Below are 18,618 nucleotides of genomic sequence, written 5' to 3'. Positions count from 1 at the left end.
AGGGTATGAAAGGAAAGAAGAAACCTCATCATAAGCATCATCATGGTAAAGACAAGCATAACAAAAAGGAAAAACATGATCAAAACGATAAGCATGAGGATAGGAATAAGCAAGACAAAAATGACCAACACAATGATTGTGGTTGTAACAAGCAAGACAAAAACAACAAGCAGGATGATTGTAAAAAGCAGGACAAGAATGACAAGCATGAAGATTGTGGATGCAAAAAGCAAGACACAAATGACAAGCAAGATGACTGCAAAAAGCAGGACCAGGATGATAAGCGTGATGATTGCGGATGCAAAAAACAAGACCAAAACAACAGACACGATGATTGTAAAAAGCAGGACAAGAATGACAAGCACGATGACTGTGGATGCAAAAAACAAGACCAAAACAACAGACATGATAATTGTAAAAAGCAGGACCAGGATGATAAGCACGAAAATTGCGGATGCAAAAAACAAGACCAAAACAACAGGCATGATGACTGCAAAAAGCAGGACAAGAATGACAAGCACGAAGATTGCGGATGTAAAAAGCAAGACAAAAACGACAGGCATGATGACTGCAAAAAGCAGGACCAGGATGATAAGCACGAGAATTGTGGATGCAAAAAACAAGACAAAAACGACAGGCATGATGATTGTAAAAAGCAGAACCAGGATGACAAACACGATGATTGTGGATGCAAAAAACAAGATAATAACAACAAGCATGATGATTGGAAAAAGCAGGACCGGGATGACAAACACGAAGATTGCGGATGTAAAAAACAAGACAAAAACGACCAACACGGTCAATATAAAAAGAATGATTATACCCGTACGTATAAACAAAACAACAAGTATAATCAAATGAAAAATGATTCTTGTAATTCTAGTGAAAACGAAAAATATGATCATGATTACAATGAACGCAAACAATGCAGGAATATTACTTGTATATTTAGATGTAGATGCTGGTAACTTTGAACGGGAGGGGTTCTATTAACGTAGAACCCTCCCTTTTTTATTCCACTTGTTAGTAGGTTAAAATTGCATGGCATTGAGGTTGTTGAACACTTGCCTTTAGTTATGCATAAACGTTTAATCGACACCTTTTTTACAGGAAATGAGTGAAAAAACGAATGTAGAGGGATTTTAGCAAAAACTAATCAAACGTTTGATTGGAATTATGTTTGTATTACCTTGTCAAGGTTTGTAGGTACTTAGATTTTATTAAGAGGAAAGGCTGAAATGAATAAAGATAATCAATCATCCTCGACAAAAACCTTTTTGAAAAAAGTGGCTAAGTCCTTTTCAGAAAAGGACTTAGCTCCAATCTAATCAAACGTTTGTTTAGGACATGGGTATGGGGAAAATGATTGAAAAATAGTGAGTTTGGGAGAATTAAATTATTTTCTAAGGAAAGTGTAAATTTTTAGTAGAAAAGGCAGCAGGGGATTCGACATAAAAATTTCCTCGGAAATGAGAAAGTACGTTATATACAAGTCAATATGCCAAATATAATCAAACGTTTGATTAGGAGGAGGTTCGTAGAAACAAGTCGAATAGTATACGAATCAATAGAAGTTACGGAGCGTTTTATTCTAAGATGAAAGAAGTGTAAGCTATGAAATTGGAGAAAATCCACCATATCGCTATTATTTGTTCAAACTATGAAGTGTCAAAGGATTTTTATGTAAGAATATTAGGCCTTACTCCTATAAGAGAAGTGTATCGAGAGGAAAGAGGCTCATATAAACTTGATCTCGAGGTGAATGGCCATTATCAAATTGAGCTGTTTTCTTTTCCAAACCCTCCGGCAAGATCGAGTTATCCGGAAGCGGCTGGTTTGAGGCATTTGGCCTTTGAAGTGGACGATATTGAAGAGGCAGTTCGTCATCTAACCTTCATGCATGTGGAGGTGGAAGAAATTCGGATTGATCCCTGCACCCAAAAGAAATTTACCTTCTTTGGTGATCCAGATGGGATGCCAATTGAGCTTTATGAATATTAAAATCAAGCTGAAGGGGGGGAAATCACAGGATTTCCCCCCTTCAAGCTTTACTCAAACAATTCACCCAGATACGCTGAGTGGTCAAGATACTGCATCACGAATTCCTCTAAGGTCATGGGAATGTTGGTATCTTCTAACCAATAATCATAGCTTACCGCAATCGTCTTTTTAATAAGGTCGTTGCCCAGCCAATTTTTGGCCAGATGATGAGGCAGACTGGAGAGTACATCCGTAACATCCTGGATACTGGTCATGATGAACACCACCTTAAAATGGCTTTTATCTACTATATGCCAGAGCAATTTATTAAGGCTGTTAACGCTGAAAAAAATAATGAATCTATGACTTTTGGTGTATTCAAATATCTGTTTTAAGCAGTTATTATATGTTGGTGTAATTTTTTCTAATTTAATCAAAAAGAGAGAAGGAATAGTAGAATGTCTTTAGAACTGTTTGTCATGGCCTTTTTGCCGGTGGGGATTGACTATGACATGTTGAAAAATGTAGGAATTTCTATCGGGATTTTGGTTTTATTTATTCTTTTTCGAAATCTGTTTACGAAGTATGTCTTTCAGCTGATTTTAAAATTGTCTAGAAAAACACCAACTGATTTTTTTACACAAATATGTTTGAGTTTTGAGCGTCCCTTAGGCTGGGGGTTCATTATTATAGGCTTGTATCTGGCCATGGACTATTTTCCTTTTATCGAGCAGCATAATGCGTTATTTTTAAAATTTTTGCGTTCGATGGTTATTGTTTTGATTACATGGGGATTGTTTAATTTATCGTCTCCTTCTTCGGGGATTTTAGTCAGTGTGAATCAAAAGATGAACAATAAGATTGATTTAATTCTCCTTCCGTTTATTTCAAGAACGGTTCGGGTCATTCTTATTGCCATCAGTATCAGTATTATTGGTCAGGAATTTGATTATGACGTGAATGGATTGGTCGCAGGTCTTGGACTCGGGGGACTGGCGTTTGCTTTAGCTGCAAAAGAAGCGGTAGGAAACCTAATCGGCGGAATCGTCATTGTGACCGAAAAGCCTTTTTCCATTGGTGAATGGATTTTAACACCTAGCGTGGAGGGGACAGTCGAAGATATTAACTTCCGAAGTACAAAAATTCGAACGTTTAGTCAAGCACTTGTAACCGTTCCAAATTCTACACTTGCGAACGAACCGATTACCAACTGGAGCCGTATGGGGAAACGTCGCATCAATTTTCATTTGGGACTTAATTATCAAACCTCTAAAGAACAAATTCAAAGAGTGGTTCATCGGATTGAACAAATGTTAAGAACCCATGAAGAGATTCATCCGGATACGATTATGGTAGCATTCGATCATTACAATGATAGCAGTCTTGATATTCTGTTATATTTTTTCACAAATACAACCGTTTGGGCAGAACATGTTAAAATCAAACATGAAATTAACATTGAAATCATGGGGATATTAGAAGAAGAGGGAGTAGAAGTCGCCTTTCCAAGCCGAACCATTTACGTATCTCCCCAATCAAGCGAATTATTCCAAACAATGGGCTCCTTTGATTGAACCGTCACCCCGGTCCACTGAGTTTTAAAAAGATGATATCAGGAAATAGTAATAATAGATGTTTTGTGTTAGCATATACAGCGATATAGAAAAGGAAGTGAGCTTGCATGATTAATATAACTGTTCCAAAACCAGATGTTACGATTACCAAACAGGTCAACCCTGAGCTAAGTAATATTTATGGATTTACCGATTTTCACCTGATCACTCGTGAAAAGGGCGGTATTTACATGTTTTATAACAAAAACGATGAACTGCTGTTTGTAGGGAAAGCAAGGAAGTTACGTCCAAGAATTAAAAAGCATTTTGAGGATACAGTTTCCCCAATCAAAAACCATCGTGATGAAGTGACAAAAATAGAAGTTTGTGTCATTGAAGATCCCGTACATAGAGAAATTTATGAGACGTTTATCATTAATGAATCCAAGTCGAAGTACAATGTCGACAAGGTGTTTTTTAGATAAAGAATGAAGGCAATGGGGAAATCCTATTGTCTTTTTTATATGGAAAGGTGAGGAAATGGATACCTATATCTATACGTATGCCAGCTATGAAGATGAACGTTCATTGCGTGCTTTGGAGATGCGCTCTTTATTTGGGAGTGAGTCACACACGAGTATTTTGGAGAGTTCTGTAAAAATTAATCCCAGTCGGAGTCCGTTTATGAAAGAAAGACTAGCAGTTATTTTTGAAGCGGATAGTTATCACGAGCTTCTTGAGAAAGTCGCCACCTTGCAGATCGGGGAAACGTTTAAAGTGATGTATGTGAAAACTGGCAGCGTGGAAGAACCATTTGAGAAGCGGCGTGCCATTGAGAGAGAAGTCGGGTTACAAATTAAAGGTGTGGCTGATATCCGGCAGCCGCAGCGGTTGCATGGGATTATGAATATCAACGGAAGATGGGTATTTGGTGATTACGTAAAAAGTGAATCTGTTTGGCATCAACATCAGCAGAAGCCGCATCATTATTCCACTGCGCTCAGCACTCGGGTGGCAAGAGCAGTAGTGAATATTGCCATTCCGGATCCAACCCGAATAAGAGCAATAGATCCTTGCTGCGGAATTGGTACGGTCCTAGTGGAAGCTTTGTCGATGGGAATTGATATCAAGGGGAGCGACAATAACCCTGTTATTCTTGCAGGAACACGAGAGAATATCGAACACTTTGGTTATTCATGTGAAGTGAAGTTTGAAGATATACGGAACATCACGAAGCAGTACGACGTTGCGATTATCGATTTACCCTACAATTTGTGTTCGGTCATTTCGCCTGAAGAACAACTGGAAATGCTTCAAAGTGCCCGCAGGTTTGCGGATAAAGTGGTAATCGTAACGGTTGAACCAGTTGATGGAGTTCTCCTTGAAGCGGGGTTTGTCATTGTTGACCGAGCCGTTGCGAAGAAAGGGGTATTCAATCGTGAAGTGATTGTGTGTAGGTAGGAAGTGAGTTTAGAATAAATCGCAATGAACCTTATCATATGTAAATGAGGTTTTTAATATTGAACGAAAAATCCCAAACGCTACAATGGAAAAGTGAGAGTGAAGAAGATATGGTTGATATCAGCAAAATTACTCAAGGGAAAAATTTATCAGAAATAGAAGTCCAAATTGTAAAATATATCATTCGTAACATCGACAATGTCTTGCAAATGGGCGTAAGAAATATTGCGAAAGAGAATTTCACCTCTCCTGCAACTGTAATCCGCCTTTCGAAAAAATTAGGCTATACGGGATTCATCGACATGTATTACCACCTCATTCCACTCGTTAAAAAAGCTGATTTACCGGATAGCGCAGTGATGGAGGACTTTCTTGAGATTAATGTAAAGGAGTTTATGGCCCATAATTCAATGGAAGATATTGAAATCTTCATTAAAAAAGTCTTAAATCTCCGACAAAGCTATATTTTTATATATGCTACAGGTTTTTCTGCGATAGCAGCAGAGTATTTGTACAAAAAACTATTAGTACTTGGGAGAAAAACGATTTTTGCCAGTGGAACCGATTCGATTGGCGTATTCGAAAATAATCTAGAGGATATCGGTGCCTTAGTGGTCATTTCCAAATCAGGTGAAACTCAGCTTGTCCTCGATAAAATGCAGGCTGCTAAAGAGCATCATATTTTTACTGTTTCTTTCACAAAGGAAACTGAAAATCGGATTGCAGAGCTTTCGGATTTAAATTTTAAAATCATTGATCATAATAAACTAGACGATAGAAACATGTTGCCGAATAGTTTTTTCCCCGGTCTACTACTGATGTTCGAAAATATTGTTAAACAGTATGTAGGAACATTAATACCCAAAAAAGATAGGAATGAGTGAAACGTGTTTCAATGTTTGAAACACGTTCTTTATTACGTGGAATCTATCGACTATAAAACGTTTACATTGTATTCTAAACCTGTCAAATACAAAAACAAAACATAATAAAAGGGGGAAGGCAAATGAAAGCGAAAGTCATGGAAGGCATGCAGCGCTTTTCAAAAGCGATGTTCATTCCAATACTTATTTTGCCGATTGAAGGTATATTAATTGCATTCGGAAATTTATTCACCAACCCAAGATTAATGGAGGTTTTTCCTTTTTTAGATAATCCAATTACTACCGGATTCGGGACAATCCTAACTGGATCATTGGTTTCGATTCTTACCAACTTGGGGCTCATATTTTGTGTCGGGATAGCAGTTGGGTTGGCGAATAAAGACAAAGCTATCGCAGGATTTACATCTTTATTAGGCTATTTGGTATTTGTAAATGCCATGAATAAATTTATGCAGCTCACCGGGGTTCTTTATGAAGGAGAATCTTTGCAGGGAACAGGACAAACGATGGTCTTGGGCGTGCAAATTCTTGATATGGGTGTGTTTCTGGGACTTATTCTCGGTATTGTAACCGCTATCGTTCATAACAAATTTATTGATACAGAATTTAAAGGTGCGTTTCAAATTTACGGCGGATCACGATTTGTCTTTATCGTCCTGATTCCTGTTCTTGTGTTGTTATCAGTTGGGCTTACGTTCATCTGGCCATTTTTCCAAACGGGAATTAACAGTCTTGGAGGTCTAATCCAACATAGCGGAAGCTTCGGAATTTTCCTATACGGTGCATTGGAACGTTTGTTAATTCCAACTGGTTTGCATCATTTAATTTATACGCCATTTTTATATACCGAATTGGGTGGAGCCACAGAAATTGGCGGCCAAGTATACGAGGGTGCAAGAAATATATACTATGCGGAAATTATCGATCCAACTGTAAAAGAGCTTTCATCAAGTGTCGTTTGGGACGCTCGCGGTATTTCAAAAATGTTTGGTTTAATCGGTGCATGTTTGGCTATGTACCACACTGCAAAGCCTGAAAACAAGGGCAAAGTAAAGGCCATTTTAATTCCGGCTGCTGTTACCTCATTTATTGCTGGTGTAACAGAACCAATTGAATTTTCATTCTTGTTTGTAGCACCATTGTTATTTGTTGTTCATGCTGCTTTAAGCGGTTTAGGGATGGTAGCGTATCATCTATTAGATGTCCGAGCGATTGGCCCAAATGGAATGATTGATTTTCTATTGTTCAATGTACCGCTTGGAATTGAAAAAACACATTGGCCAATGTATATCGTAGTAGGATTATTCTCCTTTGCGGCGTACTATTTGGTTTTCCGCTTCCTAATTGTGAAATTTAACTTCAAAACAATTGGAAGAGAAGATGAAGACGTTGAAACAAAATTATATTCAAAAAAAGATTATGAAACGAAAAGCAAAGGAGTTACTGGAACTCCTGAGACACAGTCAAATGACGGAATTGCCCCAGTGATCGTCGATGCATTAGGTGGAGCAAGCAACATTAATACCGTAACAAATTGTTACACAAGACTCCGTTTAACACTGGATAACCCTGAAAAGGTCAACGAAGACGTATTGAAAAGAGAAACAGGTGCCAGTGGAGTCGTGATTAAAGATAAGAATGTTCAGGTTGTTTATGGTTTACAGGTAACAACCATTCGGAAAGCTGTCGACAGCTATTTGGGATTATCAACAAACGAGTAGAACCTAGATAAATACAACAAAGATTACAAGAAGGGAATGGAGAAAATGAAAAAGTTCTCAATCGTTATTGCAGGTGGAGGAAGTACGTATACACCAGGGATTGTTATGATGTTATTGGATAACCTGGATCGTTTCCCGCTTCGAAAATTAAAATTATATGATAATGACGCACAAAGACAAGCCGTTTTAGGGGAAGCCATTGAAATTGTATTAAAAGAAAAAGCGCCGGATATCGAGTATTGCTATACAACGGATCCGGAGGAAGCTTTCACGGATATTGACTTCTGTTTTGCTCATATCCGTACGGGAAAATATGAAATGCGTGAAAAGGATGAAAAAATTCCATTAAAGCATGGTGTTGTCGGCCAAGAAACTTGCGGCCCTGGCGGAATTGCTTATGGGATGAGAAGCATCGGTGATATGATTGAAATGATTGATATGATGGAAAAGTATGCACCTGATGCTTGGATGTTAAACTATTCTAATCCTGCAGCCATTGTTGCGGAAGCTTGCCGCGTGCTTCGTCCAAATTCAAAGGTATTGAATATTTGTGACATGCCAGTAGGTACACTTCGCAGAATTTCACATATCGTAGGGAAAGAACCGCAGGATTTAGAAGTTCGTTATTTCGGATTAAACCACTTTGGCTGGTGGACAAGCATTAAAGATAAAGAAGGTAATGAATATCTGCCACAAGTACGAGACTATGTGGCAGAGAACGGCTATCTGACTCAAAAAGAAGTAGATACGCAGCATACGGATGCCAGCTGGCAGGAAACACATAAAAAAGCGAAAGACTTGTTAGCCGTTGATCCAAGATTCTTGCCAAATACGTATCTAAAATACTATTTATATCCTGATTATGTCGTGAAGACTTCAAATCCGGAATATACAAGAGCAAATGAGGTCATCGATGGCAGGGAAAAGACGGTCTTTACTACTGCTAGACAGATCATTGAAAGAGGAACAGCAGAAGGCTGTGAATTTGAAATGGGTGCTCACGCAACCTTTGTCGTTGACCTTGCCCGTGCTATTGCCTTTAACACACACGAAAGAATGCTGTTGATTGTTGAAAACAATGGTGCGATTGCGAACTTTGATGATGATGCCATGGTAGAAGTTCCATGTATTGTCGGAAGCAATGGTCCAGAGCCATTAAGCCAAGGAAAGATTCCTGAGTTCCAAAGAGCATTAATGTACCAGCAAGTAACGGTTGAAAAATTGGTTGTACAAGCTTACATTGAAGGAAGCTATCAAAAATTATGGCAGGCTTTAACACTATCAAAAACAGTACCAAGCGCAAAAGTCGCAAAAGACATTTTGGATGATTTAATTGAAGCGAATAAAGGTTACTGGCCAGAATTAAACTAACCTTATAAATACTTAAAAAGGCGAAAAGCAGAAGTGCTTTTCGCCTCAGGCTGTCGAGAAACTCTCGACAGTATTTTATTTTGGCTCTTTTCGTATAAAACGTTGTCTTATGTATACATATGGACCGTTCCTTTCCGCTACAGGTGCTTGCTTTCCGCGGGGAGGAAGTCGAGCCTCCTCGACGCTGCGCGTCTGTGGGGTCTCGACTTTTCCTCTACATCCCGCAGGAGTCAAGCACCTTTCGCTCCAATCCACTCTTTGCTTTCAATATTGATAAAAGCATCTATCTGTTAGAAAAGAGCCTTTAATTTTCAATAACTTTTTCGATTCGTGCTTTAATTTTAACCGACTTTCAAAGTCTGGGGTAAAATACTTTATAATTTAGAACTGAAAAGGTAGTGTGAAGCTTCGCAGTTTCAAAAGAACTCCATGAGCATCACTATTGTAGGTTACGAGGATTGCACAATGCGAGTGTGCAGGTGTTACTTACCGCAGCATGCCAAAATATGAAAAAGATTGCAACGCACATAGCCAGGTTTGAAAAAGTGTGTGGCAATTTCCTGGTTCATTTCCCCTGTTGATTGGAGCGGAAATCAACAGGCCTTTGGGAAGGCAGAAAAAGATTGTCGAGAAAGATACCTTTCTCGACAATCTGAGGCGAAAAGCAGAAGTGCTTTTCGCCTTTTTCTATGGATACTCCTATCCCGAAGACACGGCCTATTGGTTTCGTTGCACTGGATCCCTTCTACTTAATTCATGTATATTTTGTTAGAGATTTAGACTGTTGGAAGTTGAGTCCGGGGGACCATGGGGAAGGTTTTCTTCTTTTGTGATAAAATATAGGATGATACAATGGATAAATGTTAGCTAAAAGGCAGGAATTCAGATGAAGATAAATATACATATTGTGGTACCGTATGAAGCAATGATTCCTGTTATTCAGGAATGTATCCCTCTTTTTCCTACACTTGATATTTCCTATTCACTTGGGGATTTAGAGGAAGGAGTTAGGAAGGCGATTGATGCGGAGGAAAATGGAGCAGACATTCTTATCAGTAGGGGTGGAACGGCTCAATTAATTAAGAAGAACGTTCGGATTCCTGTTTTGGATATGCACCTATCCGGATATGACATGATTCGATCGCTCTCTTTGGCCACGAATTTGGAAAAAAAGACAGCGATTGTGGGCTTCTCAAATATTACGTCTGGGGCTCAAGCTGTTATTGACTTATTAGACCTTCCATTAAAGGTATTCACGATTTCCGATCAATCAGAGGTAGCCCCATTAATTTTAGAGCTAAAAAACACTGGCTATGAGCAAATTGTGGGTGATGTGATTACACTAAAAACCTCAAAGGCATATGGTCTTAAGGGTTTTTTGCTCCAATCGGGCAAAGAGTCGATTATGACTTCACTTGAGGGTGCGGAGATTCTCTATCGTTATCTACAAGACAAAAACAATGTCACAAAGGTCTTCGAGCAATATGTAGTAAAGGACAATCAAAATCTGATGATTATCGATGGGCAAAATAAGATGATTTATGAGCATTGGACGGATTTTCCTTCCAATCCACTTACAGATGACCATTTATATTTATTGAATACAGACCTTGAAGTCAATCAACATAAGGCGACAAGAAATCTTATGCTTGATGATAGGATGATTAATGTGACGGGCACTTGTGTTCAAGTGGATGGGCAGCGTTACAAGGTCATCGTAATAGAAAAAAGTACGATGCCACTAATCGAGCGGAAGGGGCTTGCAATCGAGACGGAAATCGCGAGTGAACCAATTGCGGATACTTCTGTTTCGATAAAGACGATACTCAATCATATTGAAACACTATATAAAAGCAATCAAATCATCCTTTTAGAAGGAGGGAAAGGAACAAGCAAGGCCTTTATTACGCATTATATCCATCAAAAGCTTACAGATGGCAGCATGCTTGTTACCATTAATTTCAAGGAATTTGAGCAACACTATTTGGAACAGCTGCCGTTAAGTAAGATTCGGACAATCAAGTTGATGAATACAGAGTTTGCAGACGATTGCGAAATGCTTCATCACTTACTAAAGGAATGTCAAAAACATCAGGTTCGTATTTTCATCATTTCAGAAAATGGGTTTGTTCCTGGGCTCCCTCCAGGACTTAAACTTACGAAAATCATTATGCCGACTCTTACTGAAAGAAAAGAGGATATTCGCACTCTGGCCCAATATTTCATTGCTTACTACAATCAGAAATATGGAACAACAGCTGTGAAGATTACCCGTGAGGCAATAGGTTTTTTAGAGAACTATACCTATCCGAATCAGATTGATGATTTGAAAAACTTAATCAAGCAAGTTGCCCTCAATTCGAAGGACTATGTGATTCAAAAAGAAACCATTGAAAAAGTGATGACGAATGAACACTTACCATCTAATGACATTCTTCAAAAAGGTACTCTCAAGGAAATTGAAAAGGAAATCATTAAATGGGTACTGAAGGCGGAAAATCATAATCAAACAAAGGCAGCTGAACGATTAGGTATTAATCGTGCAACCCTATGGCGTAAGCTTAAAGAGTAATCTTTATGCTTACGCCTCTTTTATTTGAAAAAAAGAATGACCTTACTACGGTTCAGAAAGAAGAGAAAATCCCTGCTCTGATTTTCACATGCCGTTCCCTGTTTGTTATGCGTGCCCACCGGGACAGTTCTCCTTGGCTAATTATTTGGTGAATCGGACTAAACTTCTATCATAAAGAAAAACACATTGAATCGGGGGATTCGATGTGTTTTTCAGCTGATTCTGAAATGGAAAGGTTTTTTCTCAGACTTAACAGCTATAAATTCGTCAATCGTTTCAGGGGTATGTTTACCTTCTTTTCCTTGGAAAAGGTCGATATTAACGGTCACATCCATACAGCCAAGGTATTTTCCGTTTTCATCACGTACCGCCATGAATTTTTGATAAATTTGCCCTGCCTCTTCACCAGAGCGTTTTGGAAACCAAAATTCCCATTCGTCACGCGCTCCTGAACGAAAGTCATTCAACAGTTTTTCAACGTGGTGAGCTACTTTTGGGTGAAGCTCAAGTACATGGCGGCCTATCGCTTCTTTACGACGACCATGCACTCGGTTAGGATTATTTGAATACCAGCGGAAAATATCGTCGGCATCGCAAAAACCCATTTCAAATGGTAATATATTGATAATTGAATCCAAAGTGCTTGCTTTAATTGCACCAGTTTCAAAATTAATGACAGCTTCAGGACTAATTAATTCAGACAATTTTTCTTCAGACATCTTAAAAACCTCCAATATATAATCTCTGTTTATGAGAAAAATGAAATAGTAAAAATGTTAGCGAGAAAAAAATCGGCAACTTCTAGTTGTTTATTTATCTGACCTCATTACTAATGATAGCATTAGTAATGAGGGACAAATGTGATTTATATCACAAAAGTTACTTTGATTATTACTTGTAATTGAGGTTATTCGTTAAGCTGGGCACCCAATCTTATCATTAGACGGAAAAATTCCGCTTATTTATTTCACTGGTTTCTCACTTGTAGTTTAAAAACACATTTCCCTTTATCGAAGTTTTCCTTGATCTGCTACAGCGGTATATAGAGTGAAATTTCAAAATGAGTAATGACAGCCCCCTCTGCTATATGGGATAGTAAAGGGGAGCTTTTTTTATTTCTATTAATCTGAATACTATTACTATTTTAAAGTATGGAATTTCTAGAACCCATTTGATGAATGTGAACGGAGGGAACAAAACCTATGGAGCATCACCTAACAGAAGATAAAGGTCACTATTATAAAGGGGAGTTGCAAGTAGGAAACTGGGTGAATACAGATTTTCTTTCTTTGTCTACTAGGGCTACATTAAGAAATGCAGCAGAACTTCTACTAGAAAATGAGTTAAATCAGGCTCCTGTAGTGGATGGTCAAAATCGATATCTTGGTATCTTGTCATTGGCTATCATCACGGATGCTTTGTTAAATAGTGTTTCTCCTGATGAAGTAATTGAGAATTATTACGACAAAAACGCACGTTTTCTTTACTTCTCAGAAACATTGTCGTCACTGTCACTAAGAAAATCCAGTATTCCGGTTGTCGATAAACAAGGTGTTTTATTAGGCATGCTGAATCAAAATGATGTTTTCGCAGGATTAACCCAAATGTATAAAAAAATGGATGTATTGGAACAAACGATTGAATGGTTGATAACCTGTTTTGACAATATCCATGAAGGAATTGTCGTCGTCGATGAAAATGGGTATGTCAAAATGATTAATAAAGCCTATTGTCATTATCTCGGAGTCAATCAAGATGCAGTGGTTGATCAACATGTGGTAAATGTGATTGATGGCACTCGTTTACATATTGTCCTTCAAACGGGTATTCCTGAACATAATCAAGTTCAATTTTTGCAAGGGCAAGAAGTTGTAGCTCATCGCATCCCCATTTGGAAAAACAATAAAATCATCGGGGGAATCGGCATCCTTGTTTTTCAAGGAGTTTCTGAACTTTATACCATTTTTGATAGAATTCAAGAATTAAATGGAACGACGGGTCTCTCGTCTGTACATATTGAACAACCAAAACAAAAAGAAGAACCGACAACTTTTAACCAAGTTATTGGGAAGAGTGAACGGTTTATCCATGCAAAAAATATTGCCCGGCGTGCTGCACAAACCTCTGCATCTATCTTAATTACCGGAGAAAGCGGCGTAGGAAAAGAGATATTTACAAAGGCTATTCATTCCTTGAGTAAATATTGTGAAGGTCCGTTTATCAGTGTGAATTGTGCTTCGATTCCAGAGCATTTACTTGAATCCGAACTATTTGGCTATGAAGAAGGTGCGTTTACTGGTTCGAGAAAGAAGGGGAAACCAGGAAAATTCCTTTTAGCCCATAAGGGGACACTTTTTCTAGATGAGATTGGAGATATGCCTTTACATATGCAATCGAAAATATTACGTGTTTTACAGGAACGGGAGGTAGAACCAGTAGGAGGTTCGAAACCGATTCCCGTTGATTTTCGGCTCATTGCGGCTACAAACTGTTCGATTAAGGATATGGTAAAGGAAAACAAATTCCGAGAAGACCTATATTATCGTATCAATGTTATCCCCATTACGATTCCACCGCTAAGAGAAAGAAAAGAAGATATCCCTCTGTTAATTGGGCAATTTATGACAACCATCTGTGAGAAATATCAAATCCAGCAAAAAGAAATCAGTAAAGAAACCGTTGCGGGTATGATGGAATATACTTGGCCAGGTAATATCAGAGAGTTATTTAATGTGATGGAAAGGCTTATCACATTGGTTGATGGTCAAGGAATTTATTTTGATGACTTTCAACGCTACTTCTTGGAACGGAATAAACCGAATAAAGAACAGGTGAGCGAGTATTCCGTGTTGGAGAGGAAAATCGCTCCGATTACCTCGTTACATACACTGAAACGCTCTGAACTACAAAAGGAAAAAGAGTTGCTCATACAAATACTAAAAGAAGAACAAGGGAATAAGACACGTGCGGCTAAGAAGTTAGGTATTTCAAGAGCCACTCTATACAATAAAATAAAAGAGTTCAACCTATAAGAGTGTCTAATTATTTAAACAGAGTGTCTAAACTATTAAACAATTTGTCTAATAGTTTAGACACTCTTCATTTTAAATGTTTTAAATATTGGTTATTTTCACAAAAGTATAAATTGGCACACTTCTTGCAGTATAAAGGGTATAATTACAAACATTAATTTGGGGGTGTCGCATGCTTAGTTTTATTGGTCTTTTCCTAAGCTTGGCTTTACTAATTTTATTTACTATGCGAGGGGTAAATATTATTATTGCTGCCGTTCTCTGCTCTACTTTGCTTGCGTTAACAAGTGGTTTGTCTTTAGAGAAAGCGCTTACGGAGAATTATATGACTGGATTCACCGGTTATTTTGCTTCATGGTTTCTCGTGTACCTATTAGGCGCCATTTTTGGAAAGGTAATGGAGGAAACGAAAGCTGCGGATTCCATTGCGGAATGGGTAAAAGTCAGAGTGGGTGCAAAACGAGCAGTCTTTGCCGTTGTAGCAGCTTGTGCATTAATGACGTATGGCGGAGTTAGTATTGCAATCGTTGGTTTCTCTGTTTATCCGATTGCTGTTTCCTTATTCAAAGTAGCCAATCTGCCCCATCGATTTATCCCTGCAGCAATCGTATTCGGATCTATCTCTTTCACAATGACTGCACCGGGATCCCCAGAGGTTCAAAATCTTATTCCGATGCAGTTCTTTGGAACACAGCCTACTGCAGGAGGATTGATTGGTGTCATCACTGCTCTGTTTATCATGGTTTCAGGGGGCTATGCCCTTAAGTACATGGTTACAAAGGCAGTGAAAAATGGTGAGACGTTTACCTTACCAGGTTCTCAAAAAGGAAGTGAAAGTGCACTTTCTGAAGTGGCAGCAGCTATCGAAACGCAAACAAATGTAAAACTGCCGCCTTTCCTATTAGCGATTTTGCCATTAGTCATTGTTGTTGCGGTATTAAATGTTGCGTCAAGGTTTATATCTCCAACTGCAGCAGCGTTATTGGGATTGTTTTCAGGAGTCATTGCTGGACTTGTCTTAATGAATAAATACTCTAGGAAGTATAGTGCCATTTTTGGAAAAGGCAGTGAAAACGCTATCGTTGCAACGGCAAATATATGTGCGGTCGTTGGTTTCGGTGCAGTAGCTCAGCAGTCACCTGCCTTTAGTTCGATTGTCGATGCACTTGTTAGTATGCCTGGAATGGCGTATGCAGGATTAGGAGCAGCTGTAACGATTATTGCAGGAATTACAGGTTCAGCATCAGGAGGACTTGGAATTGCTCTTCCTATCTTAGCACCTGCCTATATGGCACAAGGGCTTGATCCAGGTGCGATGCATCGGATTTCATCCCTTGCTTCCGGAGGACTTGATTCCCTTCCTCATAATGGATATATCGTCACCACCATCCGAGCTGTATGTAATGAAACGCATGAGAAGGCGTATATGCCCATCTTTGTTCTTACCGTTGGGATTTCAATAATCGCACTCACACTAGCAATCTTGTTATACACATTCTTAGGTTAGTAATCAATCAACTAAAAATAGGAGGAAAATAGTATGAGTAACCTTTCAAAGAAGATTGGATTCATCGGGTTAGGGAATATGGGGCTTCCGATGGCTATTAATCTGGTTAAAGCAGGGTATGAAGTTTATGGAGTAGATACGATTCGTGATGCTGAAGATAAATTTTCGCAAGCCGGCGGAAAAATCGGAGTGGCTCCTGCTATTTTAGCAAAGGAAGTAGACGTGATTATGACGAGTCTTCCAACGCCGCAAATCGTAGAGAAGGTGTATCTGGGTGGAAATGGAATTATCGAAAATGCACACGCTTCGCTCACGATGATTGATTTTAGTACCATCTCTCCTCAATTAAATGAAAGTGTCTATTCTGCTTCAAAGGAAAAAGGGATTGACTACCTGGGTGCTCCCGTAAGTGGAAGTGTATCGGGTGCAGTGAATGGCACTCTTACCATCATGGTAGGCGGGGAAAAATCTGTTTATGAAAAATCCCTTCCAGTCTTGAATGTACTTGGAGAGAATATCTTTCATTTAGGAGAAAGTGCTGGTACTGGAACGGTTATTAAACTATTAAATAATCTAATGATCGGTTTCTATACGGAGGCAGTAGCCGAAACCGTTGCATTAGGGGAGCAAATGGGTGTAGACGCAGAAACAATTTATGATGTATTAAGCGTAAGTTTTGGGCAAAGCAGAATCTATGAAAGAAACTACAAAGGGTTTATTGCACCCAACGAATTTAACCCTGGATTCTCTACAAATCTATTACTAAAAGACTTAAAACTAGCAAAACAAATGGCGGAGGAAGTTGGAAGCCCACTCCCAATTGGAGATCAATTGATTGATTTATATACAAAGGCTGTCGAAAAAGGATATGGTCCACAGGATATGTCAGCCGTCTATCTAATGGTAAAAGAGTCTATTAATGAGAACAACCTCGTTGCATCAAAAAATTAATTAGGAGGAGTAATGAATATGACTACTACAACACAAAATGCAGTAAAAAAATTAACTCATTTTATTGGCGGTGAAATGACACCAGGTAAAAGTGAACGCTTCGGGGATGTATATAGCCCATCTACAGGTGAAGTTATTGCATTATGTCCTCTTGCGTCAACAGAGGAAGTAAATGAAGCGGTTGAAGTGGCTCATGCTGCATTCGAAAAGTGGAAGAGAATATCTTTAGGAAAAAGAGTAGAGGTACTTCATCGTTTTAGAGCTTTGTTAGTGGAAGAAACGAATCGCCTTGCTGAAATGATTGGTTTGGAAAGTGGAAAAACGGTCGCTGATGCAAAAGGAGAAATTGTCCGTGGAATTGAATCCGTTGATTTGGCTATCAATGCCCCACATTTGTTAAAGGGGGAATACTCCGTAAATGTTGGTGGAGATATTAATTCCTTTTCAATCAAACAACCATTAGGCGTAGTGGCTGCGATCTCTCCCTTTAACTTTCCAGTTATGGTACCTCTTGCAATGACGTCTATGGCGGTAGCGGTCGGAAATGCTGTCATTTTAAAACCTTCCGAAAAGGTTCCGAACTCTGCCTTATATATTTCCGAACTTTGGAAAAAAGCGGGCCTGCCAGATGGCGTTTGGACCGTGATCAATGGAGATAAAGAGGCTGTAGATACGATCCTGAAGAATCCAAAGATTCATGCGATTAGTTTTGTTGGCTCTACTCCAATTGCTGAATACGTGTACAGTGAAGGAACCAAAAATAATAAGCGTGTAGCAGCTTTTGGCGGCGGAAAAAATCATATGATTATCATGCCTGATGCAGATTTAGATCAAGCAGTAACCGCCTTTCTAGGTGCTGCATACGGATCTGCTTCACAACGTTGTATGGCTATTTCTGCAGCCATGCCAGTTGGAGAAAAAACGGCTGAAGCATTTGTAGCCAAATTAAAAGCACGTGTAGCACAACTTAAAGTAGGTGCTTATACGGATGAAAGTGCAGACTTCGGGGCTGTTATTACACAGCAATCAAAGGATAGTGTTCTCAAGTATATTAATGAAAGTATCGAAGAAGGCGCAGTTTTAACCGTAGATGGACGTAATCCTGAAGTGAATGCACCAGAAAAGGGATTCTATTTAGGAGCCACTCTTTTAGATCATGTTACTCCGGATATGAAAATATACCGTGATGAAGTATTTGGACCAGCACGTATCGTTGTACGGGTAAGTACATTAGACGAAGCGATTAACCTCATTAATAGTCACGAATTTGGCAACGGGGTGACCATCTACACTGAAAGTGGTCCTGCTGCAAGAAAGTTTACACAAGAAATTGAAGTAGGAATGGTTGGGGTGAATGTACCGATTCCAATTCCAGTTGGATACCACAACTTCGGTGGATTGAAGCGTTCAAAGTTCGGTGAAGCCCACATGTTTGGACCAGATACCGCACGCTTCTTCACAAAGTCAAAAACGGTATCAGAAAGATGGCCGGAAGCCAAGGAAGATAGCAAGACTGAGTTTGCTTTCCCTAGTAGTAATCAATAATTACGTTATTCATACGAGCTGTTGTGAACCTCTTGTTTCAC

15 protein-coding genes and 1 pseudogene are annotated in these 18,618 nt (G+C 38.9%); 14 read left to right on the top strand and 2 right to left on the bottom strand.

Annotated elements, in window-relative coordinates; all coding sequences use genetic code 11:
• The first annotated feature begins 42 nt into the window (after positions 1–42).
• Both M3189_RS23605 and gloA2 read left to right on the top strand, forming a co-directional pair.
• Positions 43–861, top strand: a complete 819-nt coding sequence (locus tag M3189_RS23605) for a hypothetical protein (RefSeq protein WP_251638697.1) — start codon at positions 43–45, stop codon at positions 859–861.
• Between the two features lie 753 nt (positions 862–1,614).
• Positions 1,615–2,001, top strand: a complete 387-nt coding sequence (gloA2, locus tag M3189_RS23600) for an SMU1112c/YaeR family gloxylase I-like metalloprotein (protein ID WP_251638695.1) — start codon at positions 1,615–1,617, stop codon at positions 1,999–2,001.
• Positions 2,002–2,048: 47 nt separating this feature from the next.
• On the opposite strand, the gene M3189_RS23595 is transcribed toward gloA2, so the two are convergent.
• Positions 2,049–2,255: a hypothetical protein gene (locus M3189_RS23595; protein ID WP_251638693.1), complete on the bottom strand. Its 207-nt coding sequence runs from the start codon at positions 2,253–2,255 to the stop codon at positions 2,049–2,051.
• A 183-nt stretch (positions 2,256–2,438) separates the two neighbouring features.
• Between M3189_RS23595 and M3189_RS23590 the strand changes: the two genes are divergently transcribed.
• From M3189_RS23590 to M3189_RS23555, 8 genes and pseudogenes are all read left to right on the top strand, one after another.
• The gene (locus M3189_RS23590; RefSeq protein ID WP_251638691.1) at positions 2,439–3,554 is read left to right on the top strand and encodes a mechanosensitive ion channel family protein; all 1,116 of its coding nucleotides are present in this window, start codon (positions 2,439–2,441) and stop codon (positions 3,552–3,554) included.
• Between the two features lie 107 nt (positions 3,555–3,661).
• Positions 3,662–4,018, top strand: coding sequence for a nucleotide excision repair endonuclease (locus M3189_RS23585; RefSeq protein ID WP_251638690.1), 357 nt, complete (start codon positions 3,662–3,664; stop codon positions 4,016–4,018).
• 55 nt (positions 4,019–4,073) lie between these two features.
• A complete protein-coding gene (locus tag M3189_RS23580) occupies positions 4,074–4,994 on the top strand; it encodes a TRM11 family SAM-dependent methyltransferase (protein ID WP_251638688.1) in 921 nt (306 codons plus the stop codon).
• A 59-nt stretch (positions 4,995–5,053) separates the two neighbouring features.
• Entirely contained in the window at positions 5,054–5,878 is an 825-nt protein-coding gene (locus M3189_RS23575; RefSeq protein WP_251638686.1) for a MurR/RpiR family transcriptional regulator, read from the top strand.
• A gap of 122 nt (positions 5,879–6,000) precedes the next feature.
• Positions 6,001–7,599, top strand: coding sequence for a PTS transporter subunit EIIC (locus tag M3189_RS23570; protein WP_251638683.1), 1,599 nt, complete (start codon positions 6,001–6,003; stop codon positions 7,597–7,599).
• 36 nt (positions 7,600–7,635) lie between these two features.
• A complete protein-coding gene (locus M3189_RS23565; protein ID WP_435368120.1) occupies positions 7,636–8,970 on the top strand; it encodes a 6-phospho-alpha-glucosidase in 1,335 nt (444 codons plus the stop codon).
• Between the two features lie 404 nt (positions 8,971–9,374).
• Positions 9,375–9,551 (top strand): annotated as a pseudogene (locus M3189_RS23560) (transposase); the annotation flags it as partial.
• A gap of 305 nt (positions 9,552–9,856) precedes the next feature.
• On the top strand, positions 9,857–11,542 hold the full coding sequence (locus M3189_RS23555; protein WP_251638679.1) for a sigma-54-dependent Fis family transcriptional regulator: 1,686 nt from the start codon (positions 9,857–9,859) through the stop codon (positions 11,540–11,542).
• Between the two features lie 212 nt (positions 11,543–11,754).
• Here the strand turns inward: M3189_RS23555 and M3189_RS23550 are convergent, their stop codons facing one another.
• Complete coding sequence (locus M3189_RS23550) at positions 11,755–12,261, bottom strand: PAS domain-containing protein (RefSeq protein WP_251638670.1); 507 nt, start codon at positions 12,259–12,261, stop codon at positions 11,755–11,757.
• Between the two features lie 483 nt (positions 12,262–12,744).
• Here M3189_RS23550 and M3189_RS23545 point away from each other — a divergent pair, with 483 nt between their 5' ends.
• From M3189_RS23545 to M3189_RS23530, 4 genes are all read left to right on the top strand, one after another.
• Positions 12,745–14,574, top strand: a complete 1,830-nt coding sequence (locus M3189_RS23545) for a sigma-54-dependent Fis family transcriptional regulator (protein ID WP_251638668.1) — start codon at positions 12,745–12,747, stop codon at positions 14,572–14,574.
• Between the two features lie 172 nt (positions 14,575–14,746).
• Positions 14,747–16,081, top strand: coding sequence for a GntP family permease (locus M3189_RS23540; RefSeq protein WP_251638667.1), 1,335 nt, complete (start codon positions 14,747–14,749; stop codon positions 16,079–16,081).
• Positions 16,082–16,114: 33 nt separating this feature from the next.
• Positions 16,115–17,032: an NAD(P)-dependent oxidoreductase gene (locus M3189_RS23535; RefSeq protein ID WP_251638665.1), complete on the top strand. Its 918-nt coding sequence runs from the start codon at positions 16,115–16,117 to the stop codon at positions 17,030–17,032.
• Positions 17,033–17,050: 18 nt separating this feature from the next.
• Positions 17,051–18,577: a CoA-acylating methylmalonate-semialdehyde dehydrogenase gene (locus M3189_RS23530; protein WP_251638657.1), complete on the top strand. Its 1,527-nt coding sequence runs from the start codon at positions 17,051–17,053 to the stop codon at positions 18,575–18,577.
• Positions 18,578–18,618: the final 41 nt, after the last annotated feature.

Origin of the sequence: Neobacillus niacini (assembly GCF_023715415.1) — a bacterium.
GTDB lineage: Bacteria > Bacillota > Bacilli > Bacillales > Cytobacillaceae > Neobacillus > Neobacillus niacini_C.
This window is presented reverse-complemented; position numbering and strand designations above follow the sequence as displayed.